Annotated in this window: 23 protein-coding genes, 1 tRNA gene and 1 rRNA gene; 18 read left to right on the top strand and 7 right to left on the bottom strand. The window is 54.7% G+C overall.

Annotation, left to right across the window (positions count from 1 at the left end):
* Positions 1–13 precede the first annotated feature (13 nt).
* The 3 genes from C7M51_RS15900 to metR form a co-directional block, all read right to left on the bottom strand.
* Positions 14–262, bottom strand: a complete 249-nt coding sequence (locus C7M51_RS15900; protein WP_160622616.1) for a hypothetical protein — start codon at positions 260–262, stop codon at positions 14–16.
* Between the two features lie 139 nt (positions 263–401).
* Positions 402–650, bottom strand: a complete 249-nt coding sequence (locus C7M51_RS15895) for a hypothetical protein (RefSeq protein WP_160622615.1) — start codon at positions 648–650, stop codon at positions 402–404.
* 200 nt (positions 651–850) lie between these two features.
* Entirely contained in the window at positions 851–1774 is a 924-nt protein-coding gene (metR, locus tag C7M51_RS15890) for an HTH-type transcriptional regulator MetR (RefSeq protein ID WP_160622614.1), read from the bottom strand.
* A gap of 226 nt (positions 1775–2000) precedes the next feature.
* On the opposite strand from metR, the gene metE reads away from it, so the two are divergent.
* On the top strand, positions 2001–4271 hold the full coding sequence (gene metE / locus C7M51_RS15885; RefSeq protein ID WP_160622613.1) for a 5-methyltetrahydropteroyltriglutamate--homocysteine S-methyltransferase: 2271 nt from the start codon (positions 2001–2003) through the stop codon (positions 4269–4271).
* A 120-nt stretch (positions 4272–4391) separates the two neighbouring features.
* Here metE and C7M51_RS15880 read toward each other — a convergent pair whose 3' ends face one another.
* Positions 4392–5228 (bottom strand): dienelactone hydrolase family protein, encoded by an 837-nt coding sequence (locus tag C7M51_RS15880; protein ID WP_160622612.1) that lies wholly within the window; start codon positions 5226–5228, stop codon positions 4392–4394.
* A gap of 278 nt (positions 5229–5506) precedes the next feature.
* Here C7M51_RS15880 and udp point away from each other — a divergent pair, with 278 nt between their 5' ends.
* From udp to tatD, 9 genes are all read left to right on the top strand, one after another.
* Positions 5507–6271: a uridine phosphorylase gene (gene udp, locus C7M51_RS15875; RefSeq protein WP_160622611.1), complete on the top strand. Its 765-nt coding sequence runs from the start codon at positions 5507–5509 to the stop codon at positions 6269–6271.
* 97 nt (positions 6272–6368) lie between these two features.
* Complete coding sequence (rmuC, locus tag C7M51_RS15870) at positions 6369–7916, top strand: DNA recombination protein RmuC (protein WP_160622610.1); 1548 nt, start codon at positions 6369–6371, stop codon at positions 7914–7916.
* Between the two features lie 75 nt (positions 7917–7991).
* Positions 7992–8747, top strand: coding sequence for a bifunctional demethylmenaquinone methyltransferase/2-methoxy-6-polyprenyl-1,4-benzoquinol methylase UbiE (ubiE, locus tag C7M51_RS15865; RefSeq protein WP_160622609.1), 756 nt, complete (start codon positions 7992–7994; stop codon positions 8745–8747).
* A gap of 12 nt (positions 8748–8759) precedes the next feature.
* Entirely contained in the window at positions 8760–9365 is a 606-nt protein-coding gene (ubiJ, locus tag C7M51_RS15860) for a ubiquinone biosynthesis protein UbiJ (RefSeq protein WP_160622608.1), read from the top strand.
* Positions 9362–10999 (top strand): ubiquinone biosynthesis regulatory protein kinase UbiB, encoded by a 1638-nt coding sequence (ubiB, locus tag C7M51_RS15855; RefSeq protein ID WP_160622607.1) that lies wholly within the window; start codon positions 9362–9364, stop codon positions 10997–10999. The genes ubiJ and ubiB overlap by 4 nt, the downstream gene beginning before the upstream one ends.
* 125 nt (positions 11000–11124) lie before the next feature.
* The gene (gene tatA, locus C7M51_RS15850) at positions 11125–11376 is read left to right on the top strand and encodes a Sec-independent protein translocase subunit TatA (RefSeq protein ID WP_160622606.1); all 252 of its coding nucleotides are present in this window, start codon (positions 11125–11127) and stop codon (positions 11374–11376) included.
* A 2-nt stretch (positions 11377–11378) separates the two neighbouring features.
* On the top strand, positions 11379–11999 hold the full coding sequence (gene tatB, locus C7M51_RS15845) for a Sec-independent protein translocase protein TatB (RefSeq protein ID WP_160622605.1): 621 nt from the start codon (positions 11379–11381) through the stop codon (positions 11997–11999).
* Complete coding sequence (gene tatC / locus C7M51_RS15840; protein ID WP_160622604.1) at positions 11989–12747, top strand: Sec-independent protein translocase subunit TatC; 759 nt, start codon at positions 11989–11991, stop codon at positions 12745–12747. Before tatB ends, tatC begins: the two co-directional genes overlap by 11 nt.
* 83 nt (positions 12748–12830) lie before the next feature.
* Positions 12831–13610 carry a 3'-5' ssDNA/RNA exonuclease TatD gene (gene tatD / locus C7M51_RS15835; protein WP_160622603.1) on the top strand — a complete coding sequence of 260 codons (780 nt, stop codon included), beginning with the start codon at positions 12831–12833 and terminating at the stop codon, positions 13608–13610.
* 44 nt (positions 13611–13654) lie between these two features.
* On the opposite strand, the gene rfaH is transcribed toward tatD, so the two are convergent.
* Positions 13655–14143: a transcription/translation regulatory transformer protein RfaH gene (gene rfaH / locus C7M51_RS15830; RefSeq protein WP_160622602.1), complete on the bottom strand. Its 489-nt coding sequence runs from the start codon at positions 14141–14143 to the stop codon at positions 13655–13657.
* Positions 14144–14504: 361 nt separating this feature from the next.
* On the opposite strand from rfaH, the gene ubiD reads away from it, so the two are divergent.
* The gene (gene ubiD, locus C7M51_RS15825) at positions 14505–15989 is read left to right on the top strand and encodes a 4-hydroxy-3-polyprenylbenzoate decarboxylase (protein WP_160622601.1); all 1485 of its coding nucleotides are present in this window, start codon (positions 14505–14507) and stop codon (positions 15987–15989) included.
* Between the two features lie 38 nt (positions 15990–16027).
* On the top strand, positions 16028–16729 hold the full coding sequence (gene fre / locus C7M51_RS15820) for an NAD(P)H-flavin reductase (protein WP_160622600.1): 702 nt from the start codon (positions 16028–16030) through the stop codon (positions 16727–16729).
* A gap of 66 nt (positions 16730–16795) precedes the next feature.
* Here the strand turns inward: fre and fadA are convergent, their stop codons facing one another.
* The gene (gene fadA, locus C7M51_RS15815; protein ID WP_160622599.1) at positions 16796–17959 is read right to left on the bottom strand and encodes an acetyl-CoA C-acyltransferase FadA; all 1164 of its coding nucleotides are present in this window, start codon (positions 17957–17959) and stop codon (positions 16796–16798) included.
* Between the two features lie 11 nt (positions 17960–17970).
* Entirely contained in the window at positions 17971–20157 is a 2187-nt protein-coding gene (gene fadB, locus C7M51_RS15810) for a fatty acid oxidation complex subunit alpha FadB (protein ID WP_160622598.1), read from the bottom strand.
* 187 nt (positions 20158–20344) lie between these two features.
* Here fadB and pepQ point away from each other — a divergent pair, with 187 nt between their 5' ends.
* From pepQ to C7M51_RS15780, 6 genes are all read left to right on the top strand, one after another.
* The gene (pepQ, locus tag C7M51_RS15805) at positions 20345–21676 is read left to right on the top strand and encodes a Xaa-Pro dipeptidase (protein WP_160622597.1); all 1332 of its coding nucleotides are present in this window, start codon (positions 20345–20347) and stop codon (positions 21674–21676) included.
* Complete coding sequence (locus tag C7M51_RS15800; RefSeq protein WP_160623675.1) at positions 21676–22293, top strand: IMPACT family protein; 618 nt, start codon at positions 21676–21678, stop codon at positions 22291–22293. The genes pepQ and C7M51_RS15800 overlap by 1 nt, the downstream gene beginning before the upstream one ends.
* A 24-nt stretch (positions 22294–22317) precedes the next feature.
* The gene (gene trkH, locus C7M51_RS15795; RefSeq protein ID WP_160622596.1) at positions 22318–23769 is read left to right on the top strand and encodes a Trk system potassium transporter TrkH; all 1452 of its coding nucleotides are present in this window, start codon (positions 22318–22320) and stop codon (positions 23767–23769) included.
* A 13-nt stretch (positions 23770–23782) separates the two neighbouring features.
* Complete coding sequence (hemG, locus tag C7M51_RS15790; RefSeq protein ID WP_160622595.1) at positions 23783–24319, top strand: menaquinone-dependent protoporphyrinogen IX dehydrogenase; 537 nt, start codon at positions 23783–23785, stop codon at positions 24317–24319.
* Between the two features lie 373 nt (positions 24320–24692).
* Positions 24693–26235, top strand: a 16S ribosomal RNA gene (locus C7M51_RS15785).
* An 83-nt stretch (positions 26236–26318) separates the two neighbouring features.
* A tRNA-Glu gene (locus tag C7M51_RS15780) sits at positions 26319–26394 on the top strand.
* Positions 26395–26559 lie beyond the last annotated feature (165 nt).

The raw sequence follows: 26559 nt of genomic DNA, 5'->3' as shown, positions 1-26559 counted from the left end.
GGTATTTCTTTAATTAGTTAACAAGGCGGCTCTGCAGATCGCCAAGAACTTTACTAAAGAAATCTTCGTAAGCTTTGCCGATACGGCTGCCGAAGTCTTTACCTACTTCTTTTGCCGCTTCAACATCATAACCTGTATTGAATACTTTATTCAGAGCAGCGGTCATTTCACCGAAATAATTACTGAAAGCGTTTGAATAAGCATCCTGGATTTTACCGGCACCGCTAACTTCCTGAACTTCAATAACTGATAATTCTTTCATTACTAATCCCTCTAAGAGTTAATATTTTTTTGTGGAGAATTTTTTTCCCCGCAGGCAATTATGCTTTTTAGCATTAAAGGATCAATTAACTAAGCATCATGGAATAGTTAATGATATAAGCACTGATTAATACTGTTGATTAGCTAAGAAGGCGGTTGCGAAGGCTTTCTAAAGTATCATTAATCCAGTATTCCACAGCCTGACCCAGGTGACTGCCAATTTGTTTACCCTGTTCTAAAGCTTCATCGTAGCTACATTCCAGACCAATCTTATCAGCCATTGACTTATTGAAATCACCAAAAAGTTTACCAAACACCTTTGATAAGGTGTTCTCAATTTTTCCCGCGCCGCTAACTTCGCTGATTTCAGCAATAGATAATTCTTTCATTAATAATTCTCCATAATCAGTATTTATATAACGGAGAAATCTTTTCTCCATAAGAGATTATGCGTTACAAAATATAAGGGTCAATTAATAAAGGGTTAGGGTTTAATTAATTTTATTGAAGCGTTAGTTAGATAATTTACGAATAATTAAAAGAATGTCTTAACTTTCCCGATGATTCCGCTTTCATCGGGAAAGAAAATTTAGCTTACCGATAGCGCGTGGCGTGAGGCATCACGTACAAAAGGAAGGTGATTACAGGCATGCTGGCGTGCTGAACGAATAAAGGCATCGGTGACCGGCTGCCGCTGTTCACCTTCACGTACCGCTGCATACAGGCGGCTCCACAGGCCATCACCCAGTGTTTTAGTGACAATCAATCCCTGACGCTCGAAACTTTCCACTACCCAGTGCGGCAGCGCGGCAATACCCATGTGCGCCGCCACCATCTGTATCAGCAGCAGCGTATTATCTACGCTTTTCAATGCGGGGCTGACGCCTGCCGGTTGTAAAAAGTGCCGCCAGATATCCAGCCGCTGCCGCTGCACCGGATAGATCATTAACACTTCCTGAGCGAGATCCTCCGGCATGATGGTCTTCACCTGCGCCAGAGGATGATCCGGTGCCAGCACCAGACGGACTTCAAAATCGAACATCGGTGAATAGTGCAGCCCGCTGCGCGGCAGAATGTCGGAGGTCAGAACGATATCCAGCTCGCCCTGCTGTAGCGCTGGCTGCGGGTCGAAGGTTACACCCGATTTGAAATCCACCACCACCTGCGGCCAGCTCTGGCGGAAGCTGTTCAGCGCGGGCGTCAGCCACTGGATGCAGCTGTGGCACTCAATAGCGATACGCAGCGTCGTCTGATGCGGTTCATGGCATGCCTGTAGCGCCTGCTGAATCTGCGGCAGTACCTGTTCCGCCAGCTGTAGCAAAATCTCACCCTGCGGCGTAAAGCGTAGCGGCTGACTTTTACGCACGAACAGACGAAAACCGAGACGCTGTTCCAGATCGCTGAACTGATGAGATAACGCTGACTGTGTCTGATGAAGCTGTGCCGCCGCCGCCGCCAGCGAGCCGGTATGCCTGAGAGCCTGTAACGTTCGCAGGTGCCTGATTTCGATCATGAGAGTCCTTCACATCGACAATGAACAATTTGCGCTTGAGGAATATACACTACCTGCAGATTATAGCGGTGTAAACATCTGGACGGCTAAACATCTTTACGTTTCGTCATTTTACGTTTGGGCAGCGTTCAATATCGAAGAACTGCGCCCGGTAGCGCAATGCTGACCGTACGTAAACTGACGATGCCGGTATCGCCAAATTAACAGGATTTGATGGAGAGACAGCATGACCATACTGAACCATACGCTCGGCTTCCCCCGCGTCGGTCTGCGCCGCGAACTGAAAAAAGCGCAGGAAAGCTACTGGGCAGGCACTATTAATCAGCAGGAGCTGCTGGCGGTGGGGCGCGAACTGCGTGCTCGTCATTGGCAGCAGCAGAAAGAGGCGGGCGTGGATATTGTGCCGGTAGGCGATTTTGCCTGGTACGATCATGTTTTAACCACCAGCCTGCTGCTTGGTAACGTTCCGGCGCGTCATCAAAATCACGACGGTTCGGTCGATCTCGATACGCTGTTCCGCATTGGGCGTGGACGTGCGCCCAGCGGTGAACCCGCAGCGGCGGCGGAAATGACCAAGTGGTTTAACACCAACTATCACTACATGGTGCCGGAATTTACTAAAGGGCAGCAGTTCCGCCTGGCATGGAGGCAGCTGCTGGATGAAGTAGATGAAGCACTGGCGTTAGGCCATAAGGTGAAGCCGGTGCTGCTGGGGCCAGTGACCTGGCTGTGGCTCGGCAAAGTAAAAGGCGAGCCGTTCGATCGTCTTAGCCTGCTGGATGCGATCCTGCCGGTATACCAACAGGTGCTGGCGGAGCTGGCGAAGCGCGATATTGAGTGGGTACAGATTGATGAACCGGCGCTGGTGCTGGAGCTGCCGCAGCCGTGGCTGGCCGCGTTTAAATCTGCTTACCAGGCATTGCAGGGCTACAGCAAGCTGCTGTTGACCACCTATTTTGACAGCATCGGCCAGAATATCGACACCATTCGTGAACTGCCGGTGCAGGGGCTGCACGTCGATCTGGTGCACGGTAAAGATGATATCGCCAGCCTGAATGCGCAGCTGCCGGATTCCTGGCTGCTTTCGCTCGGCGTAATTAACGGGCGCAACGTATGGCGTGCCGATCTGAGCAGCTGGTTTGAACGCCTGCATCCGCTGGTGGCACAGCGTCAGCAGCTCTGGATCGGCTCCTCCTGCTCGCTGCTGCACAGCCCGATCGATCTCAGTGCGGAAACCCGTCTGGATGATGAGGTAAAAAGCTGGTTCTCCTTTGCCCTACAGAAGTGCGGCGAACTGGCGCTGCTGAGCAAGGCGTTAAATAACAACGATGCCGCCTTGCTGGAGGCCTGGAGTGCGCCGATTCGCGCCCGCCGCAGTTCTTCGCGCGTACACAATGACGTGGTGGCTCAGCGTCTGGCGGCGATCAACGCGAAGGACAGCGAGCGTCAGAGCAGCTATGCCGAGCGTGTCAGAGCGCAACGTCAACGCTTTAATCTGCCGGACTGGCCGACTACTACTATTGGCTCTTTTCCGCAGACCACAGAGATTCGCGGCCTGCGCCTCGATTTCAGGCAGGGGCGGCTGGACAGCCATCATTATCGTACCGGTATCGCAGAGCACATTAAACAGGCGATCGCCGAGCAGGAGCGGTTGGGGCTGGATGTACTGGTGCACGGCGAAGCCGAGCGTAACGACATGGTGGAATATTTCGGTGAGCATCTTGACGGCTTTGTCTTTACGCAAAACGGCTGGGTACAGAGTTACGGTTCCCGCTGCGTGAAGCCGCCGGTGATTATCGGTGACGTCAGCCGTCCTGAGCCGATCACCGTGGAGTGGGCGAAGTATGCGCAGTCACTGACCGATAAGCCGGTTAAAGGAATGCTCACCGGCCCGGTGACCATCCTCTGCTGGTCTTTCCCGCGTGAGGATGTTTCACGCGAAACCATCGCCAAACAGATTGCGTTGGCGCTGCGTGATGAAGTGGCGGATCTGGAGAAAGCGGGTATCGGCATCATTCAGATTGATGAACCGGCGTTGCGTGAAGGCCTGCCGCTGCGTCGGTCTGACTGGGCGGCCTATCTGAACTGGGCGGTGGATGCGTTCCGCCTGAACGCGGCGGTGGCGCAGGATGATACGCAGATCCATACCCATATGTGTTACTGCGAATTCAACGACATTATGGATTCTATCGCCGCGCTGGATGCCGATGTGATTACCATCGAAACGTCGCGCTCCGATATGGAACTGCTGGAGTCGTTTGAGGAGTTTGACTACCCCAATGAAATCGGCCCCGGCGTATATGACATTCACTCGCCAAACGTGCCTGACGTCGAATGGATTGAAGCGCTGCTGCGTAAGGCGGCGAAGCGTATCCCGGTAGAGCGGCTGTGGGTGAACCCGGACTGTGGCCTGAAAACTCGTGGCTGGACCGAAACCCGTCTGGCGTTAGCGAATATGGTACAGGCGGCACGTAAGCTGCGGGCAGAAAAGGTTTAATTTACCGTGTGACTGCTGTGTCATTTACCGAAGCGCGGGACATTTTGCCTCTCTGTCTGAATATCCTGCGCCTCTGGTTTGTCTGTTGTTCTGGGGGCGCTGTCCGCCCCCTTTTTTGCCTCAGCGTACAGGCTTAACGCCATACTGATGAAACCAGACCAGCATTCGTTGCCAGCCATCCTGCGCCGACGCTTCGTGATAGCTGGGCCGGTAATCGGCGTTAAAAGCGTGACCCGCTTCCGGGTAAACCACAATCTCCGCCGTGGCGTTGGCATCCTTCAGCGCCTGACGCATGGTTTCCACGCTTGCTAATGGAATCCCTTCATCTTTCGCACCGTACAGTCCCAGCACAGGCGCAGTTAAATCCGTGGCAATATCCACTGGGTAGGAGGGCTGCTGCATCGTTTTTTCGCCGGTCAGACGGCCATACCAGGCGACGCCCGCTTTCAACTGCGGATTGTGTGCCGCATAAAGCCAGACGATGCGCCCGCCCCAGCAAAAACCGGTGATTGCCAGATTGCGCATATCGCCGCCGTGACGTGACGCCCAGTTGGCAACGTGATCGAGATCCGCCAGCACTTGCACATCAGGCACCTTGCTCACCAGCTGCTGAAACAGCTGCCCGATATCGTTGTAGTCGTTGGGATCGCCCTGACGGAAATAGAGTTCCGGCGCTATCGCCAGATAGCCTTCTGCCGCCAGACGACGACAAATATCGCGGATATGTTCGTGAACGCCAAAGATCTCCTGCACTACCAGCACTACCGGCAGCGGACCCGTAGCGTTTTTAGGACGGGCGAACCAGGCCGGCATGTTCTCGCCCTGGGTGTTGATGGTGGTTTCGCCACCTTCGATCGTCTCGCTGTCGGTGATGATAGCAGTAGCGGCGGCGGGCGATGCCGCAGGAGCGAACCCGCGATGACGCTCTTGCTGAGCCTGATGCTCTTCGTTCTTCATTGTTCTCTCCGTGCTGGTAGTAGCGCAATTCGGTAACTATAGCCAAAATCAGCCACAGGCTGCGGCATCTGTGTTTATCTTTTCTTTATCATCCGACGGGATAAAACCGCACGGCAGGTTATGGCAAAGCGATCAGACGGAGTGTTTTAATGTGACTAAAATCACATTAATTGCTTTATGAAATGTAATTTTCATTTTTACTAGTGATTTTATTCACATATTTTCCCGAATGCTTGCCGTAGAGTAGGGAAATTAAACGATTTTTCTCAGGAGGATTAATGGCTCAGTCAGATGTGTTTCATTTAGGACTTACTAAAGCAGACCTACAGGGTGCTACGCTGGCTATCGTGCCGGGCGATCCTGAGCGCGTAAAACGCATTGCCGCGCTGATGGATAATCCGCAGCATCTTGCCTCCCATCGTGAATTTACCAGCTGGCGTGCCGAACTGGACGGTAAACCGGTAATTGTTTGTTCAACCGGCATCGGCGGCCCCTCAACTTCTATCGCTGTAGAAGAGCTGGCGCAGCTGGGTATTCGTACTTTCCTGCGTGTCGGCACCACCGGTGCTATCCAACCTGATATTCAGGTGGGTGACGTGCTGGTGACCACGGCGGCGGTACGTCTGGACGGTGCCAGTCTGCACTTCGCGCCGATGGAGTTCCCTGCCGTTGCTGATTTCGCCTGTACTACCGCACTGGTGGAAGCGGCAAAAGCCTCCGGTGCGACACCGCATATTGGCGTTACCGCTTCCTCTGATACGTTCTATCCGGGGCAGGAGCGTTACGATACCTTCTCTGGTCGCGTCGTTAGCCGCTTCCAGGGTTCAATGAAAGAGTGGCAGCAGATGGGCGTGCTCAACTATGAGATGGAATCCGCCACGCTGCTGACCATGTGCGCCAGCCAGGGGCTGCGTGCCGGGATGGTGGCTGGGGTGATCGTGAATCGCACCCAGAAAGAGATCCCGGATGCGGCAACTATGAAGCAGACCGAAAGCAATGCGGTAGCAATTGTGGTTGATGCCGCGCGCCGCCTGCTGGCGTGATCCTCAGGGCCGACGCGCCGTCGGCCCGTTTTTAGCTGGACATTCCTGAGGTGCGCCTCTACCGTGGCTCTGTTTGCGACAGTAAGGAGAGAACGCGGTGGAGATTCAACTGATCGTCGGCGTCAGTTTCGCGCTGGCCGGTGGGCTGGCGGGCTGGCTGTTTGCCCATTTTCGCGCGCAGCGCGAACAGGCGATGCAGGAAACCGAACGGCGGCTGCTGGAGCAGGCGCTGGATCAGGCGCAGCAGCAGGAAGCCCGGCTGGAACAGCTGTTTCAGGCGGAGCGGCTACAGCGACAGCAGCATGAAAAAGAGCGCCTGGAGCTGCATGGTGCGCTCACCGCCGCGCAGGAAAAGCTCCAGCACTTCGATTACTGGCGCAACGAAAGCGAACAGCTGAGCCGCGAGTTACGCAACCAGCTGGAAGTGAACAGCGCCCAGGAAGCTGAATTACGCGAAGTGACCATCCGCCTCGAGGAAACCCGTCTTGCTGCTGAAGAGAAGCAGCGCCTGCTGACCAACAGCGAACAACGTCTCAGCGCCCAGTTTGAAAACCTTGCTAATCGTATCTTTGAGCAGAGCGGGCGGCGCGTGGATGAGCAGAATCGCCAGAGCCTGAACGGTCTGATTGCGCCGCTGCGCGAGCAGCTGGATGGATTTCGGCGTCAGGTGCAGGAAAGCCTGGGGCAGGAGGCGCGGGAACGGCACACGCTGGCCCATGAAATCCGTAATCTGCAACAGCTGAACGCGCAAATGGCGCAGGAGGCAATCAACCTCACTAAAGCGCTAAAAGGGGATAACAAAACCCAGGGCAACTGGGGTGAGGTGGTGCTGAGCCGTGTACTGGAAGCGTCAGGCCTGCGTGAAGGCCACGAATATGAAACTCAGGTAAATATTCAGGTGGATGCACAAAGCCGTATGCAGCCGGATGTGATTGTTCGCCTGCCGCAGGGCAAAGATGTGGTGATCGATGCCAAGATGACGCTGGTGGCCTATGAACGCTACTTTAACGCCGAAGATGAAATCCTGCGCGATCAAGCCATTGGGGAACATATCAGCGCAATCCGTAACCATATCCGCCTGCTCAGCCGTAAAGATTATCAGCAGTTGCCCGGTCTGCGTTCGCTGGACTATGTTCTGATGTTTATCCCTATCGAGCCGGCATTCTTGCTGGCTATCGACCGGCAGCCGGAACTGATCAGCGAGGCGCTGAAGCATAATATCATGCTGGTTAGCCCTACCACGCTGTTGGTAGCGCTGCGCACTATTACTAACCTCTGGCGCTATGAGCACCAGAGCCGCAACGCGCAGCGCATCGCCGATCGCGCCGCCCGGCTCTACGACAAAATGCGGCTGTTTGTCGATGATATGACCAGCGTCGGTCAACACTTCGATCGAGCGCAGGAGAGCTATCGCCAGGCGATGAAAAAGCTGTCGGAAGGACGCGGCAATCTTATCGCCCAGAGCGAAAGTTTTCGCCACTTAGGTGTAGAGGTTAAACGCAGCATTAACCCCCGATTAGTGGAGCAGGCACTACCGGAGAACGTGCTGTCCGACGAGGTGCAGGAAGAGGCTGAAACGCCGGAAAATGCACAGCAGCAGGGGGCTGCGGCCTGGCATGATACCCTGCGTCGGATACATGAATAACGCCGGGCTAACGTGCCTGACTACAGGGACTCTGTTACACTGCAAAGATATTTGATTGTGGAGCAGGTGAAGCACATGGCAGATGAATCCAGGGAAACGACACATTTCGGCTTCCGTACCGTAGCAAAAGAGGAAAAGGCGGAGATGGTAGCTGGGGTGTTTCACTCCGTTGCGGCGAAATATGACCTGATGAACGATTTGATGTCGATGGGCATCCATCGTATCTGGAAGCGTTTTACCATTGATTGCAGCGGTGTGCGCCGTGGGCAGCGCGTGCTGGATTTAGCCGGCGGCACCGGCGATTTAACGGCAAAATTCTCCCGTCTGGTAGGGGATACCGGACAGGTTGTATTGGCGGATATCAACAGCTCTATGTTGAAAATGGGGCGCGAGAAACTGCGCAACAACGGCGTCATTGGCAATGTCAGCTATGTACAGGCGAATGCTGAAGCGCTGCCTTTCCCGGACAACTATTTCGACTGCATTACCATTTCCTTCGGTCTGCGTAACGTCACCGATAAAGATAAGGCGCTGGCCTCGATGTTCCGTGTGCTGAAGCCGGGTGGACGTCTGCTGGTGCTGGAATTTTCCAAACCGATAGTGGAACCCCTGAGCAAAGTGTACGACGCTTATTCCTTCCACGTGCTGCCGCGCATCGGCGAGCTGGTGGCGCAGGATGCGGAAAGTTACCGCTATCTGGCGGAGTCGATTCGCATGCATCCTGACCAGGAGACGCTAAAGTCTATGATGATGGATGTCGGTTTCGAAAATACTTCGTATCACAACCTGACGGGCGGAATTGTCGCTCTGCACCGTGGGTTCAAGTTTTAAGCAGGAAAGTGAATGACGTTAACCCCGCTGTTAACTGCCGGTCTGGAGACCGCGCTGAATCGAATTCTTTACCGCGATCGTGGACTGAAAGCGGCCCGCCAGCGTCTGAACGGGCGTGTGCTACAGCTGCGGTTACAGGAGCTTTCGCAGCCCATCACGCTGGTATTTAGTGAACAACAGGTGGATGTGCTGGGCGACTGGCAGGATCGCTGTGATTGCACGGTGAAAACGCGCCTGTCGCTACTGCCGAAGCTGCGCGATCGTCATCAGCTCACCGGCATGATCCGCAGCGGCGAGCTGGAAGTGGAAGGCGATCTGCAGGTTGTGCAGCAGTTTTCTATGCTGATGGATATGGCCGAGCTCGATCCGGCGGAATATCTGGCGCCGTGGGTGGGTGATATCCTCGCCGAAAGCATCAGTAAAACGGCGCGGCGCGGGCTGCAACTGCTGCGTAACGACATCGAGCGCAAACAGCGTTATCTGGCAGAAACCCTGACCGAAGAGTGGCGCGTCGCGCCCGGCGCGCTGGAAATGGCCTGGTACGGTGAAGAAGTTGATGCACTGCAACGCCAGGTTGACCAACTTGAACAACGGCTGCGACAGCTGGAGACGAAATGACGCCTGGAGAAATTCGCCGCCTTTATTTCATTATCAAAGTTTTTTTGAGTTACGGGCTGGATGAGCTGATCCCTCGTTTGCGTATTACGTTACCAATCCGCCTCTGGCGACGTGGCGTGTTCTGGCTGCCTAACCGCCATAAAGATCTGGCGCTGGGCGTACGCCTGCGTATGGCGCTGGAGGAGCTGGGACCGGTATGGATCAAATTCGGTCAGATGATGTCTACCCGCCGCGATCTTTTTCCACCGCAAATTGCCGATCAGCTGGCGATTTTACAGGACCGCGTGGCACCCTTTGACGGTACTCGCGCTAAAGAGCAGATCGAAAAATCGTTGGGGGGGCCGATTGAAACCTGGTTCGATGATTTTGATATTATCCCGCTGGCCTCGGCCTCCATTGCGCAGGTGCATACCGCCACGCTGAAGGAGAACGGCAAAGAGGTGGTGATTAAGGTCATTCGCCCCGATATTTTGCCGGTTATCAAAGCCGATATGCGCCTGATTTATCGTCTGGCACGCTGGCTGCCGCGCCTGATGCCGGAGAGCCGCCGTCTGCGTCCGGTTGAAGTGGTGGCCGATTATGAGAAAACGCTGATCGATGAGCTAAACCTGCTGCGGGAAGCGGCTAACGCCATCCAGCTGCGACGTAATTTTGAAAACAGCAACCTGCTCTACGTGCCGGAGGTCTACTCCGATTACTGTAGTGAAGCGATGCTGGTGATGGAACGTATCTACGGTATTCCTGTCAATGACGTGGCGGCTCTGGAAAAGCATGGCGTTAATCTGCGCCTGCTGGCGGAGCGCGGCGTTCAGGTCTTTTTCACTCAGGTTTTCCGTGACAGCTTTTTCCACGCAGATATGCATCCCGGCAATATTTTTGTCAGCTATGAACATCCACACGATCCGCTCTACATCGGCATCGACTGCGGTATTGTTGGCTCGTTGAATAAAGCAGACAAACGCTATCTGGCGGAAAACTTTATCGCCTTCTTTAACCGCGACTACCGGAAGGTAGCTGAACTGCATGTTGATTCTGGCTGGGTACCGCCGGATACCAACGTGGAAGATTTTGAGTTCGCGATTCGTACCGTTTGTGAACCCATTTTCGAAAAGCCGCTGGCAGAGATTTCGTTTGGTCATGTGCTGCTGAATCTGTTTAACACTGCACGCCGTTTCCATATGGAAGTGCAGCCGCAGCTGGTACTGCTACAGAAAACGCTGCTTTATATTGAAGGCGTAGGACGTCAGCTCTATCCGCAGCTCGATCTGTGGAAAACGGCAAAGCCGTTCCTTGAAGACTGGATTAAAGACCAGGTGGGGATTCCGGCTATTATCCGGGCGGTAAAAGAGAAAGCGCCGTTCTGGGCTGAGCGCCTGCCGGAGCTGCCGGAATTATTTTATGACAGCATGCGTCAGCATAAGCGGCTACAGCACAGTGTGGATCGTCTGGCGAACGAAATGAGCTTACAGCGCGAAAGACAGCATCAGTCACGCTACCTGTTTGGCATCGGCGCAACGCTGCTGCTGAGCGGCACGGCGCTGTTGATTGCGCGTCCGGGCATGGAAGCCGTGCCAACTATCATGATCGTTATCGGGTTGCTCGCCTGGATCGCAGGCTGGCGACGCGCAGGCTGATTGTCAGGAAAGGTAAAATCACTTTTTGTGGCTGGGACGATGGGCTAACGCATCGTCACCGGCTATTAAGCTGAGGTATACTGCCTCTCCACCTTTTTTCTTACTTTTTGTTCAGGGGCATACTCATGGGCGGTATCAGTATTTGGCAATTACTCATCATTGCCGTGATCGTAGTTCTTCTCTTTGGCACCAATAAGCTGCGTAACCTCGGTTCCGATTTAGGTTCATCCATTAAAGGCTTTAAAAAAGCGATGAGCGATGACGAAAAAGAGACACCTAAACAGCAGGATGCCGAATTCGATGCGCGGCCGCTGACTGATAAGCAGGCGACCACGGTAAGTAAAGAAGAGGCAAAAAAAGATAAAGAGCAGGTATAAACGTGTTCGACATAGGTTTTAGCGAACTGGTTCTGGTGTTCGTCATCGGGTTGGTCGTTTTAGGCCCGCAGCGTTTGCCGATAGCGGTTAAAACGGTAGTGGGCTGGATTCGCGCGATGCGCTCGTTGGCGGCTAACGTACAAAATGAACTGGCGCAGGAGCTGAAACTGCAAGAATTGCAGGACAGCCTGAAAAAAGTCGAACAGGCCAGCAAAGATACGCTCTCGCCAGAGCTGAAAGAATCGATGGAGGAGCTGCGTAAAACGGCAGACTCAATGCGTCGTTCTTATCTTGGCGAAAATGAGCAGGCTGATGATGAAGCGCATACGATTCATAACCCGCTGATCAAACGTCCAGAGGATGAGCATACCGGCGTTACGCCTGCCAGTGCCGATCAGCAGGCCAGCGCGCCAGCGCAGAAGCCGATGACGGAACCGCAGTCAGCGGCGACAGAAGCACCGTCAGCGGGCGCAGCGCAGGCATCTGTAGTTCAGCCTGAAGATGCCGCGCTGTCGCCTGCCGCTCCAGTGGGTCAGGCCGCTTCCGCTTCAGCACCCATTGCCGCCGAGGAAAACGCTGTCTCTTCCCCTCAACCAACAATGAATGATAAACATGGCCGTTGAAGATACCCAACCGCTTATCAGCCACCTGATCGAGCTGCGTAAACGGCTGCTTAACTGCATTATCGCCGTGCTGGTCATTTTTCTCGCGCTGGTCTATTTCTCTAATAATATTTACCAGCTGGTGGCAGAGCCGTTAATCGAGCAGATGCCCGCGGGTACCAGCATGATCGCTACCGATGTCGCTTCGCCGTTCCTGACGCCGATCAAGCTGACCATCATCGTCTCGGTATTTCTCGCCGTTCCGGTGATTCTTTACCAGATCTGGGCCTTTGTCGCGCCGGCGCTTTATCGCCACGAACGCCGCCTGGTGATGCCGCTGCTCTTCTCCAGTACGCTGCTGTTCTATCTCGGCGTGGCGTTTGCCTACTTCATCGTATTCCCGATGGCGTTTGGCTTCTTCGCCAAAACCGCGCCGCAGGGCGTGACGATGGCGACCGATATCACCAGCTATCTCGATTTCGTCATGACGCTGTTTATGGCGTTCGGCGTGGCGTTTGAAGTGCCGATCGCGATTGTGCTGCTTTGCTGGACCGGCGTCACGACCCCAGAGGCGCTGCGTCAGAAACGTCCTTATATGCTGGTTGGTGCATTCGTCGTGGGAATGCTGCTGACGCCGCCTGACGTTTTTTCGCAAACTTTGCTCGCTATTCCGATGTACTGCCTGTTTGAGGTTGGCGTATTCTGTTCGCGCTTCTATATAGGCAAAGGGCGTCAGGATCGCGACGAAGAGCAAGAAAACGACGCCTGACGCGCGACGCAGGGCCCGCCAGGGCGGGAAAATATTCATCGCTAACCGCCCATTCGGGCGGTTAATATTTTCAGGACATTCCCATGTTTGATATCGGTGTAAACCTGACCAGCACGCAGTTTGCGAAAGATCGTGCGCAGGTAGTAGCGCGCGCACGCGAAGCAGGCCTCACCGGCATGCTGATTACCGGCACCAACGCGCTGGAGAGCCAGCAGGCGCAGAGCCTGGCGCAGCGCCATCCAGATTTTTGCTGGTCTACGGCTGGCGTTCATCCTCATCATGCCAGCGAATGGTCAGCGGATACCGCCGCCACGCTGCGTCGTCTGGCGGAAAAGCCGCAGGTAGTGGCCATCGGAGAATGCGGGCTGGATTTTAACCGCAACTTTTCCGCCCACGATCAGCAAGAATATGCTTTCGATGCCCAGCTGGCGCTGGCGGCGGAGCTACAGATGCCGGTATTTCTGCACTGTCGCGATGCGCATCAGCGTTTTATTGCGGTGCTGAAGCCGTGGATCGCGCAGCTGCCCGGCGCGGTAGTGCACTGCTTTACCGGCACGGCGGAGGAGCTGGCCGAATGTTTAAGCCTGGGGCTGTCGGTGGGAATTACCGGCTGGGTATGTGATGAACGGCGTGGCATGACGCTGCGCGAGCTGCTGCCGCAGATTCCAGCCGAGCGGCTGCTGTTGGAAACGGACGCGCCCTGGCTGCTGCCACGTGATATGCGTCCACGTCCGACATCGCGCCGCAATGAACCCTGCTTTTTGCCGCATATCGTGCAGCAGGTGGCGCAGTGGCGTGGGGAGGATGCCGTCTGGCTGGCGCAGCAAACTGACGCCAACAGCCGTCGCCTGTTCCGCCTGTAGACGTACATAAGAAACAGGCAGTCGGGCTGGTTACCAACGGAAAATCAGGCTTTGCGAAATGAACCGTTTTCAACGCTCTGCCTGATCTGTTTATTTAACAGGGTAAGCAACAGCATGGAGCGTGCTTCGCCGTCCGGCTCGGTGAAAATGGCCTCCAGCCCTTCCAGTGCACCCTTAACGATCACTACCCGATCGCCCGGGCGGGGCGTATCAGGATCGATCATCTTTTCCGGTGTGCTGGCGCTCAGCGCATCAATCACGTCTGGCGGTACGATTGCCGGATGTGCGCCAAAGCGTACAAAGTGGCTGACGCCGCGCGTTGCGCTGACTGTTGTGGTGTGAATCGCTTCCGGATCGAATTCGATAAACAGATAGTTAGGAAACAGCGGCTCTTCTACGGTAGTACGTTTTCCGCGCACGATTTTTTCCATGGCAATCATAGGACTCAGGCAATGGACCGCCTGTCGTTCCAGATGCTCTTTCGCGCGTAATAGCTGACCACGTTTGCAGTAGAGGAGGTACCAGGATTCCATAATGTCGCTTTCCAGTTTATGAAGGTTAAGAATAGCAAAACTGTTATCAAATCGGTAGCGACATCACGTTGGATGCTAACCTCGTATATCGTAGGGATTTAGTGTGATTCAGGCCGTTGCGGATCGCCTGAAAAAACGTTAACAACGGACCGATTGCGGTAAATTACATAATTGTAAATTGACGAATACCGCATCGTTGGTTCAGACTCGCAGCGCAACCTTTTAACAAAAAAGAAAAGTATTATCCACAGGATTGCGCTACAGGTGTCGTATCCCGATTGTTGAGGATATACACAAAACTCAGCATATCCGCCGAATCCTCCTTATAATGGCTGATTCTGCGCCCTGAATAATGAAACTGATGAAATACCACGATTTACGCGAGTTCCTTACGCTGCTTGAACAGCGTGGCGAGTTAAAACGTATAACGCTGGAGGTCGATCCTATCCTGGAGATGACCGAAATCGCCGATCGCACCCTGCGCGCTGGCGGCCCGGCCCTGCTGTTTGAAAATCCGAAAGGCTACGATATGCCGGTGCTGTGCAACCTGTTCGGCACGCCGAAGCGCGTGGCGCTGGGCATGGGGCAGGAAGAGGTCAGCGCGCTGCGTGAAGTTGGCAAGTTGCTGGCATTTCTCAAAGAGCCAGAGCCGCCGAAAGGCTTTCGCGATCTGTTCGATAAAATGCCGCAGTTCAAACAGGTGCTGAACATGCCGACCAGGCGGCTGCGCAGCGCACCGTGTCAGGAACAGGTGTGGCAGGGCGACGAGGTGGATCTGTCGCGTATTCCGGTTATGCAGTGCTGGCCGGACGATGCCGCGCCACTGATTACCTGGGGATTGACGGTCACGCGCGGGCCGCATAAAGAGCGTCAGAACCTTGGCATCTATCGCCAGCAGGTGATCGGTAAAAACCGCCTGATTATGCGCTGGCTGTCGCACCGCGGCGGCGCGCTCGATTTCCAGGAGTGGTGTAAGGCGCATCCCGGCGAACGTTTCCCGGTCGCGGTGGCGCTGGGTGCCGATCCTGCAACCATTCTTGGCGCGGTGACGCCGGTGCCGGATACCTTGTCAGAGTATGCGTTTGCAGGGCTGTTACGCGGCACTAAATCAGAAGTGGTGAAGTGCCTTTCCAGCGATCTTGAAGTGCCTGCCAGCGCTGAAATTGTACTGGAAGGCTATATCGAACCGGGTGATATGGCACCGGAAGGGCCGTACGGCGATCATACGGGCTACTATAATGAAGTAGATAACTTCCCGGTATTTACCGTGACCCACGTTACGCAGCGCCGCAACGCGATTTACCACTCCACTTATACCGGGCGTCCGCCGGATGAGCCCGCGGTGCTGGGCGTAGCGCTCAATGAAGTGTTGGTGCCGATTCTGATTAAGCAGTTTCCTGAGATTGTCGATTTTTATCTGCCGCCGGAAGGCTGCTCCTATCGTCTGGCTGTGGTGACGATGAAAAAGCAGTACGCCGGACATGCCAAGCGGGTAATGATGGGCGTCTGGTCTTTCCTGCGTCAGTTTATGTACACCAAATTCGTGATTGTTTGCGATGACGACGTAAATGCCCGCGACTGGAATGATGTGATCTGGGCGATTACTACGCGTATGGACCCGGCGCGTGATACGGTGCTGATCGAAAATACGCCGATCGACTACCTTGATTTTGCTTCGCCGGTTTCAGGGTTGGGTTCCAAAATGGGTCTGGATGCCACTAATAAATGGCCGGGTGAAACGCAGCGTGAATGGGGACGTCCGATCGTAAAAGATCCGGCGGTCACGGCGCGCGTTGATGCTATCTGGGATAGGCTGGGAATTTTTAACGATTTGCCGTCACCCTGATGGAGCAAATTACGAATGACGACCCGACAGAGGGAACGATGACAACGTTAAGCTGTAAAGTGACTTCAGTAGAGGCGATTGCCGACACGGTTTATCGCGTACGTCTGGTGCCGGCGGCGGATTTCTCCTTCCGTGCCGGTCAGTACCTGATGGTGGTGATGGATGAACGAGATAAACGCCCGTTCTCTATGGCCTCTACGCCGATGGAAAAAGATATTATTGAACTGCATATCGGCGCCTCTGAGCTTAACCTCTATGCTATGGCGGTGATGGAACGCATCCAGCAACAGCGCGAGGTAGTGGTGGATATTCCACACGGCGATGCCTGGCTGCGTGAAGAAAGTACGCGCCCGATGATTCTGATTGCGGGCGGCACCGGTTTTTCCTACGTACGCTCTATTTTGCTGACTGCGCTGGCTCAGCAGCCGAATCGCGATATCGCCATCTATTGGGGCGGGCGCGAAGTGCATCATCTCTACGACCTGGCAGAGCTGAACGCGCTGGCGGTACGTCATCCGAAGCTGAAGGTGGTGCCGGTTGTTGAACAACCGGAAGCAGGTTGGCAGGGCAGAAACGGAACCGTGTTAACGGCGGTGATGCAGGATTTCGGCTCGCTGGCTGAATATGATATCTATATCGCCGGACGCTTTGAGATGGCCAAGATCGCCAGAGAACGTTTCTGCGCTGAACGCGGCGCGCAGGAAGCGCATATGTATGGCGATGCCTTTGCTTTTATCTGATCCGGGCGGGCTTCACGCATAAAAAACCCGCCCCTGACAGGCGGGAAAAACCACAAGCATGTCGTATCAGACGCGTTCAAAAACGGTAGCGATGCCCTGACCCAGGCCGATACACATAGTGGCAAGGCCGAACTGGGCGTCATGCCGTTCCATCAGGTTAATCAGCGTGGTGCTGATGCGTGCGCCGGAGCAGCCCAGCGGATGGCCTAATGCAATTGCGCCGCCGTTGAGGTTAACCTTCTCATCAATCTGCTCCATCAGTCCCAGATCCTTAATGCACGGCAGCGTCTGGGCAGCAAAAGCCTCATTCAGCTCAAACAGATCGATATCGCTGATGTTTAGTCCGGCGCGCTTTAATGCCAGCTTTGAGGCGGGCACCGGCCCGTAACCCATAATCGACGGATCGCAGCCGACTACCGCCATTGAGCGGATACGCGCGCGCGGCGTCATGCCCAGCTCACGCGCCCGTGATTCGCTCATTACCAGCATCGCTGCCGCGCCGTCCGACAGGGCCGACGAACTGCCTGCGGTGACCGTGCCGTTCACCGGATCGAATGCGGGTTTTAACGTTGCCAGACCTGCGGCGCTGGTATCGCTGCGAATGACTTCGTCAAAGTCGTAACGCTTGAGAACGCCGTCGGCATCGTGTCCGCTGGTTGCCACAATCTCGTTGCGGAAGTGGCCCGCCTGCGTAGCGGCCCAGGCGCGCTGATGCGAACGGGCGGCAAACGCATCCTGCATATCACGGCTGATATGATGCATACGTGCCAGCATTTCGGCGGTTAACCCCATCATACCTGCGGCTTTGGCTACCGTGCGGCTCAGGCCCGGATGGAAATCAACGCCGTGATTCATCGGCACGTGGCCCATATGTTCTACGCCGCCAATCAGACAAGCTTCGGCGTCGCCCACCATGATGGCGCGTGCGGCATCATGCAGCGCCTGCATTGATGAACCGCAGAGACGGTTCACCGTGGTGGCCGGTACGCTATGCGGGATCTCCGCCAGCAGCGCGGCATTACGTGCGATATTAAAACCTTGTTCCAGCGTTTGCTGTACGCAGCCCCAGTAAATATCATCCAGTGCCGCTGGCTCCAGCTGCGGGTTGCGGCTGAGCAGGCTGCGCATCAGATGCGCGGAGAGATCTTCCGCCCTGACATGGCGAAACGCGCCGCCTTTAGAGCGCCCCATAGGCGTGCGGATAGCATCAACGATAACGACCTTTTCCATTATTTTGCTCCTCACGCCGTTGCCAGCGCGATATCAGTAATCGGTTCGGCAGGCGGATACCAGCTTTCGTGTTGCCGCGCCTTCGTCAACAGCGCGTCGGGTAGCCCATAGAGCGGCCCAAGCGCCTGATAACGCTGCGCCAGCTCCACAAAGGCTGCGTTGCCAAAGGTATCGAGATAACGGAAGGCACCGCCGTGGAAAGGAGGGAAGCCCAGCCCGTAAACCAGTGCCATATCCGCTTCCGCCGGGCTGGCGATAATGCGTTCTTCAAGGCAGCGCACCACTTCGTTGATCATCGGGATCATCATTCGGGCGACGATCTCTTCATCGGTAAAGACACGTCCGGGAGCGCTAACGCTTTGCAGCAGCGTATCGGTTTCGCTATCTGCCACTTTCTTCGTTTTGCCCTTGTTGTCTTTCTCCCAGGCATAAAAGCCGCGCTGGTTTTTCTGACCGAAGCGCTGAGCTTCAAACAGCACGTCGATGGCATCGCGGCCCTCTTTTTTCATACGCGAAGGGAAACCATCAGCCATTACGCTTTGTGCATGGTGTGCGGTATCGATCCCGACGACGTCCAGCAGCGTAGCGGGGCCCATCGGCCAGCCAAACTGCTTCTCCATGACTTTGTCGATCTGGCGGAAATCGGCACCGTCACGTAGCAGCAAACTAAACGCGGCGAAGTAGGGGAACAGCACGCGGTTGACGAAAAAACCGGGACAGTCGTTTACCACGATCGGCGTTTTGCCCATTTTACTGGCCCAGGCGACCACTTTTGCCAGCGTCCCTTCCGACGTTTTTTCGCCGCGAATCACCTCAACCAGCGGCATACGGTGTACCGGGTTAAAGAAATGCATACCGCAAAAGTTTTCCGGCCGCTTCAGGGATTGCGCCAGCAGACTAATGGGAATGGTTGAGGTGTTGGAGGCCAGGATAGCGTTATCGCCCAGCTGTGCTTCGGCTTCCGCCAACACCTTTGCTTTGATCTGCGGATTTTCCACTACTGCTTCCACCACAATATCTGCACGCTCAAAGCCGGAGAATGAAAGGGTAGGCTGGATGGTAGAAAGTACGGTGGCGAGCTGTAACCCATTAATCTTGCCGCGCTCCAGCTGTTTATTCAGCAGCTTGCCCGCTTCGCTCATACCCAGCGTCAGCGCTTTCTCGCTGATATCTTTCATCAGCACCGGTACGCCTTTCCAGGCTGACTGAAAGGCGATGCCGCCGCCCATAATGCCTGCGCCCAGCACTGCGGCCTGTTGCGGTACAGAAGCCTGCTGCGCCAGCTTTTTCGCTTTGCTTTTCAGATACTGGTCGTTCAGGAAGATACCGACCAACGCACGTGCTTCTTTGGACTGTGCCAGCGGGACAAATGCCGCCGTTTCCAGCTTCAGCGCCTCGTCGCGGCCTAAGCCTGCCGCCGCTTCGACAGTTTTCACTGCTTTAAGCGGCGCAGGGTAATGTTTGCCAGCCGTTTGCTGCACCATACTCTTTGCCACGCTGAAGCTCATCGCCGCTTCGATGGGGCTCAGCTTCAGCGGCTGGAGTTTGGGCTGACGACGTTGACGCCAGATTTCGCCGTCAGCGATAGCCATTTCCAGCATGGCAATTGCGCCAGCCCGCAGTTTTTCTTCCGGCACCACCGCATCCACCAGGCCCAGCGCCAGCGCGCGGTTGCCATCTACATCTTTTCCCGCAGCGATAATTTCCAGCGCACTATCCGCACCCAGCAGGCGAGGCAGACGTACCGAGCCGCCAAAGCCAGGCATGATGCCCAGTCGGGTTTCCGGTAGCCCGATGCGGGCGTCCGGCGTAGCGATACGATAGTCGGTAGCAAGAATACATTCGCAGCCGCCGCCTAACGCGTAGCCCTGTACCGCAGAAATCGTGGGCACCGGCAGATCTTCCAGACGGTTAAAGATGCTGTTGGCAAAGGCGAGCCAGTCTGCCAGCTTTTCCGGTGGTGCGTTGAACAGGGATAAAAATTCGGTGATATCTGCGCCAACGATAAACGCTGACTTAGCTGAACTGAGCAGAACGCCCTTCAGCGCCGTCTGTTTTTCCAGTATAGCGATGGCTTCGCCCAGGCTGGCTACGGTTTGCGTATCCAGTTTGTTTACCGAGCCGGGCGCGTTGAAAACCAGCTCGGCGATGCCATCGTCCAGCCAGTCAAGGGAAAGGGTGTCGCCTTGGTAGAGCATGTCCGTCTCCTGAAACCGCGATAAAGGGATCTGGTCGTACCAGATGATCGAGAGTGTGGGATTTATGTTAATTATTTGCAAACGGAAGTTTGATCATTTGCAAACAAGATCACAGGAAGCGGCGACACGGCATCCTCTCCCTCGCTGTGGTAAGATGCGGGCAATTTTGCTGATACGGAGTACGACAATGGATAAGCTGGCTACCTTGTACAAAGATCACATCGCAACGTTACAACAGCGCGCGCAACAGGTTCTGGCGCGTTTTCAGCTGGACGCTATGCTGATCCATTCCGGCGAGCTGCTGACGGTGTTTCTTGATGACCACGATTACCCTTTCAAAGTTAACCCGCAGTTTAAAGCCTGGGTGCCGGTAACACAGGTGCCTAACTGCTGGTTGTGGGTGGATGGTGTTAATAAGCCGAAACTCTGGTTCTGGTCGCCGGTAGATTACTGGCACAGCGTTGAGCCGCTGCCGCACAGCTTCTGGACGGATGAAATAGAGCTCATCGCGCTGAAAAAGGCGGATGAGATTGGCAACCTGCTGCCTGCACAGCGCCAAAACGTCGCCTATATCGGCCCGGTACCACAGCGTGCAATGCAGCTGGGTATCAGCGCTGAACATATTAATCCACAGGGCGCGATTGATTTCCTGCACTACCACCGCTCCCATAAAACGGATTATGAGTTGGCCTGCATGCGTGAAGCGCAGAAACTGGCGGTAGCAGGACATCGGGCGGCGCAGGAAGCATTTCTCTCAGGCATGAGCGAATTCGATATCAATCTGGCCTATCTGACCGCGACCGGCCATCGTGATACCGATGTGCCTTACGGCAATATCATCGCCCTTAACGAGCACGCGGCAGTGCTGCACTACACCAAACTTGATCATCAGGCACCGCCGCAGCGCCGCAGTTTCCTGATTGATGCCGGTGCCGAATATAACGGCTACGCTGCCGATCTGACGCGTACTTACGCTGCACAAAATAATTCGCTGTTTGCCCAGATCGTGCAGGAGATGAATCATCATGAATTAGCCTTAATCGGTACGTTAAAAGCAGGCGTGCGCTATACCGACTACCATCTGCAAATGCATCAGCGTATTGCCGAACTGCTGCTGAAGTTCGATCTGGTACGCGGCATCAGCGCGGAGGCGATGGTGGCGGAAAACCTGACCGGGCCTTTCATGCCACATGGCCTGGGGCATCCGCTGGGTTTACAGGTACATGATGTCGCTGGCTTTATGCAGGATGATAAAGGCACGCATCTGGCTGCGCCGCAACAGTATCCGTTCCTGCGCTGCACCCGTGTGCTTGAGCCGCGCATGGTGCTGACCATTGAGCCTGGCTTCTATATCATCGAGTCGCTGCTGGCCCCGTGGCGCGATGGCAAATACAGCCAGCACTTCAACTGGCAGGCAATTGATGCCTTACAGCCGTACGGTGGCGTTCGCATTGAAGATAACGTAGTGATATATGCGGACCGTATCGAGAACATGACGCGTAATCTGCATCTGGCATGATGGACGTTTATGATATTCCCGCTGAGCCACTCACTATCAGCGAAGAGACGATAAAAAAGAGCCGCTTTATTACCCTGCTGGCGCATACCGAGGGCGCTGATGCCGCACGGGCGTTTGTCCAGCAGATAAAAGCGGAGCATCCGACAGCCCGCCATCACTGCTGGGCGTATGTGGCGGGTCATCCCGATGACTCGCAGCAGCTCGGCTTTTCGGATGACGGTGAGCCTTCCGGGACGGCGGGCAAGCCGATGCTGGCGCAGCTGATGGGAAGCCGGGTAGGTGAAATTACCGCAGTCGTGGTGCGCTACTACGGCGGTATTATGCTGGGTACCGGCGGGCTGGTAAAAGCCTATGGCGGCGGTGTACAGCTGGCGTTAAAGCAGCTGGTGCGGAAACAGAAAATACCCATGCGCCGTTTTCAGCTACGCTGCGATTACGCGCAGCTGGGCGATATCGAACGGCTGGTGCAGCGTTTTGAAGGAGAACTGCTTAAGACGGATTTTTTGGATGTCGTCTCGCTCACGTTAGCGTTGCCCCATGCGCAGGTTGCCGGGTTTACGCGTAATTTGACGGACGTTAGCCGGGGAGCGCTGGTGCTCGAACCGGTAGACCCCTAATTTTTATCTTAAGGAAACGGCAGAATGCATTTTCGTGCCATTACCCGAATCGTTGGGTTACTGGTCATTCTGTTCTCCGGAACAATGATCGTGCCCGGCCTGGTGGCGTTGATTTACCGCGATGGCGCGGGGCGCGCATTCAGCCAGACATTTATCATGGCGCTGCTTATCGGTGCTATGCTCTGGTGGCCCAACCGTAAACAAAAGAATGATCTTAAGCCGCGTGAAGGCTTTCTCATCGTAGTGCTGTTCTGGACGGTGCTGGGTAGCGTGGGGGCGATGCCGTTTATTTTTGCTGAGCATCCCAACCTGTCCATCACCGATGCGTTTTTCGAATCTTTTTCCGGCTTAACGACTACCGGTGCGACGACGCTGGTGGGGTTAGATTCGCTGCCGAAAGCGATTCTGTTTTATCGACAGATGCTACAGTGGCTGGGCGGTATGGGTATCATCGTACTGGCGGTAGCGATCCTGCCGATACTGGGGGTAGGGGGCATGCAGCTTTATCGGGCAGAAATGCCAGGCCCGCTGAAGGATAACAAAATGCGCCCCCGCATTGCTGAGACAGCTAAAACGCTGTGGCTTATCTATGTGTTATTAACCGTGGCCTGTGCCGTATCGCTCTGGATGGCGGGTATGCCGCTATTTGATGCGATTGGGCATAGTTTTTCTACTATCGCTATCGGCGGCTTTTCAACGCATGATGCCAGCATCGGCTACTTTAACAGCCCAACGATTAACACCATTATTGCCGTATTTTTGCTGATTTCCGGCTGTAATTACGGTCTGCATTTCTCTTTATTAAGCGGGCGTAATTTGCGCGTTTACTGGCGCGACCCTGAGTTTCGTATGTTTATTGGTGTACAGTTGACGCTGGTGGTTATCTGTACCCTGGTGCTGTGGTTCCATAATGTCTATGCCAGTAGCTTGCAGACGCTGAATCAGGCTTTTTTCCAGGTCGTATCAATGGCGACAACGGCAGGATTCACTACCGACAGTATTGCGCGCTGGCCGCTGTTCCTGCCGGTGCTGTTACTCTGTTCCGCATTTATCGGTGGCTGTGCCGGTTCAACCGGCGGTGGCCTGAAAGTGATCCGCATTCTGCTGCTGTTCAAACAGGGATCGCGCGAACTGAAGCGTTTGGTGCATCCGAATGCGGTTTATACCATCAAGCTGGGGCATCGCGCCTTGCCTGAGCGTATTCTGGAGGCGGTATGGGGCTTCTTTTCCGCCTATGCGCTGGTGTTCCTGTTAAGTATGCTGGCGATTATCGCCACTGGTGTTGATGACTTTTCCGCCTTTGCTGCGGTAGCCGCAACGCTAAATAACCTCGGCCCTGGTCTGGGCGTGGTGGCTGATAATTTCACTTCAATGAATGACGTTGCAAAATGGATTCTGATTTCGACCATGCTGTTCGGTCGTTTGGAAGTGTTCACGCTGCTGGTGCTGTTTACTCCAACCTTCTGGCGTGAGTAAAAAGGAGAGGATAATGAAGGCGTTGATTCTGTATTCCAGCCGTGATGGGCAAACTCGCGAAATCGCTTCTTATATAGCTAATACCATTAAACCGCATCAGGAATGCGACGTGATGAATATCCTGCATGTACAGCATCTTGACTGGGAGCAGTACGATCGTGTGCTGATTGGTGCATCGATTCGTTACGGGCATTTTCATTCGGCACTAGGGCGTTTTGTGAAAAATAATGTTGCTCAGCTGCAACAGCGTGTCAGCGGTTTCTTTTCCGTAAACCTGACCGCGCGTAAACCGGAAAAGCGTACGCCGCAAACGAACGGCTATACGCGGAAGTTTCTGTTGCACTCGCCCTGGCAGCCTGACAGCTGTGCCGTATTTGCTGGTGCGCTACGTTACCCGCGCTATCGCTGGTCAGATCGTGTGATGATCCAGCTTATTATGCGTCTGACTGGCGGCGAAACCGATACCAGCAAAGAGGTGGGATACACTGACTGGCAGCAGGTAGAGAGATTTGCCGAAGAATTTGTGCAAATGAGCGGCAAATCGCGCTAAAAAAAGACGCTTTGCCGAAAAATGAACCTAACGGTCATATTTTTGCAATAAACGCTTGTCAGGCCCGAATTACTCCCTATAATGCGCCTCCATCGACACGGCACAGCGGCTTACGCCACGCGGTGTTGAGCGGTTCAGCGGTTCTGAATCGCCGGAGAAAAACTTCCCGAAAAAGGGGTTGACTCTGAAAGAGGAAAGCGTAATATACGCCACCTCGCAGCACGGCGAAGCGCCCTGTTGCACTGCTCTTTAACAATTTATCAGACAATCTGTGTGGGCACTCACGGAACGGATATCGCAAACTAATTGCAGTATCAAAGTCTCTGAGTGAACACGTAATTCATTACGACGTTTTTCTCTGAGCATCAGACTTTAATTGAAGAGTTTGATCATGGCTCAGATTGAACGCTGGCGGCAGGCCTAACACATGCAAGTCGAACGGTAGCGGGAAGAAGCTTGCTTCTTTGCCGACGAGTGGCGGACGGGTGAGTAATGTCTGGGAAACTGCCCGATGGAGGGGGATAACCACTGGAAACGGTGGCTAATACCGCATAACGTCTTCGGACCAAAGTGGGGGACCTTCGGGCCTCACGCCATCGGATGTGCCCAGATGGGATTAGCTTGTTGGTGGGGTAACGGCTCACCAAGGCGACGATCCCTAGCTGGTCTGAGAGGATGACCAGCCACACTGGAACTGAGACACGGTCCAGACTCCTACGGGAGGCAGCAGTGGGGAATATTGCACAATGGGCGCAAGCCTGATGCAGCCATGCCGCGTGTATGAAGAAGGCCTTCGGGTTGTAAAGTACTTTCAGCGGGGAGGAAGGGGTGAGCCTTAATACGGTTCGTCATTGACGTTACCCGCAGAAGAAGCACCGGCTAACTCCGTGCCAGCAGCCGCGGTAATACGGAGGGTGCAAGCGTTAATCGGAATTACTGGGCGTAAAGCGCACGCAGGCGGTCTGTCAAGTCGGATGTGAAATCCCCGGGCTCAACCCGGGAACTGCATCCGAAACTGGCAGGCTTGAGTCTCGTAGAGGGGGGTAGAATTCCAGGTGTAGCGGTGAAATGCGTAGAGATCTGGAGGAATACCGGTGGCGAAGGCGGCCCCCTGGACGAAGACTGACGCTCAGGTGCGAAAGCGTGGGGAGCAAACAGGATTAGATACCCTGGTAGTCCACGCCGTAAACGATGTCGACTTGGAGGCTGTGAGCTTGACTCGTGGCTTCCGGAGCTAACGCGTTAAGTCGACCGCCTGGGGAGTACGGCCGCAAGGTTAAAACTCAAATGAATTGACGGGGGCCCGCACAAGCGGTGGAGCATGTGGTTTAATTCGATGCAACGCGAAGAACCTTACCTGGTCTTGACATCCACGGAAGACTGCAGAGATGCGGTTGTGCCTTCGGGAGCCGTGAGACAGGTGCTGCATGGCTGTCGTCAGCTCGTGTTGTGAAATGTTGGGTTAAGTCCCGCAACGAGCGCAACCCTTATCCTTTGTTGCCAGCGCGTGATGGCGGGAACTCAAAGGAGACTGCCGGTGATAAACCGGAGGAAGGTGGGGATGACGTCAAGTCATCATGGCCCTTACGACCAGGGCTACACACGTGCTACAATGGCGCATACAAAGAGAAGCGACCTCGCGAGAGCAAGCGGACCTCACAAAGTGCGTCGTAGTCCGGATCGGAGTCTGCAACTCGACTCCGTGAAGTCGGAATCGCTAGTAATCGTGGATCAGAATGCCACGGTGAATACGTTCCCGGGCCTTGTACACACCGCCCGTCACACCATGGGAGTGGGTTGCAAAAGAAGTAGGTAGCTTAACCTTCGGGAGGGCGCTTACCACTTTGTGATTCATGACTGGGGTGAAGTCGTAACAAGGTAACCGTAGGGGAACCTGCGGTTGGATCACCTCCTTACCAGCGGATACCATTCGGTGAAGTGCTCACACAGATTGTCTGATAGAAAGCATGAGCAAGGCGTCTTGCGAAGCAGACTCAGTGTCCCCTTCGTCTAGAGGCCCAGGACACCGCCCTTTCACGGCGGTAACAGGGGTTCGAATCCCCTAGGGGACGCCACTTGCTGGTACGTAAGTGAAAGTTACCTGCCCCATATCTTAAAACTGACTTTAGCGAGTCGGCTTTAAGATATTGCTCTTTAACAATCCGGAACAAGCTGAAAATTTGAAAGAGCGGCTTTTTTACAGAAGCCGTTCAGAGTCTCTCAATTTCTCGCGCCGGTAA

Source organism: Mixta intestinalis (assembly GCF_009914055.1).
Lineage (GTDB): Bacteria > Pseudomonadota > Gammaproteobacteria > Enterobacterales > Enterobacteriaceae > Mixta > Mixta intestinalis.
Note: the sequence above shows the minus strand (reverse complement) of the source record. Positions and strands in the feature narration are given on the sequence as shown.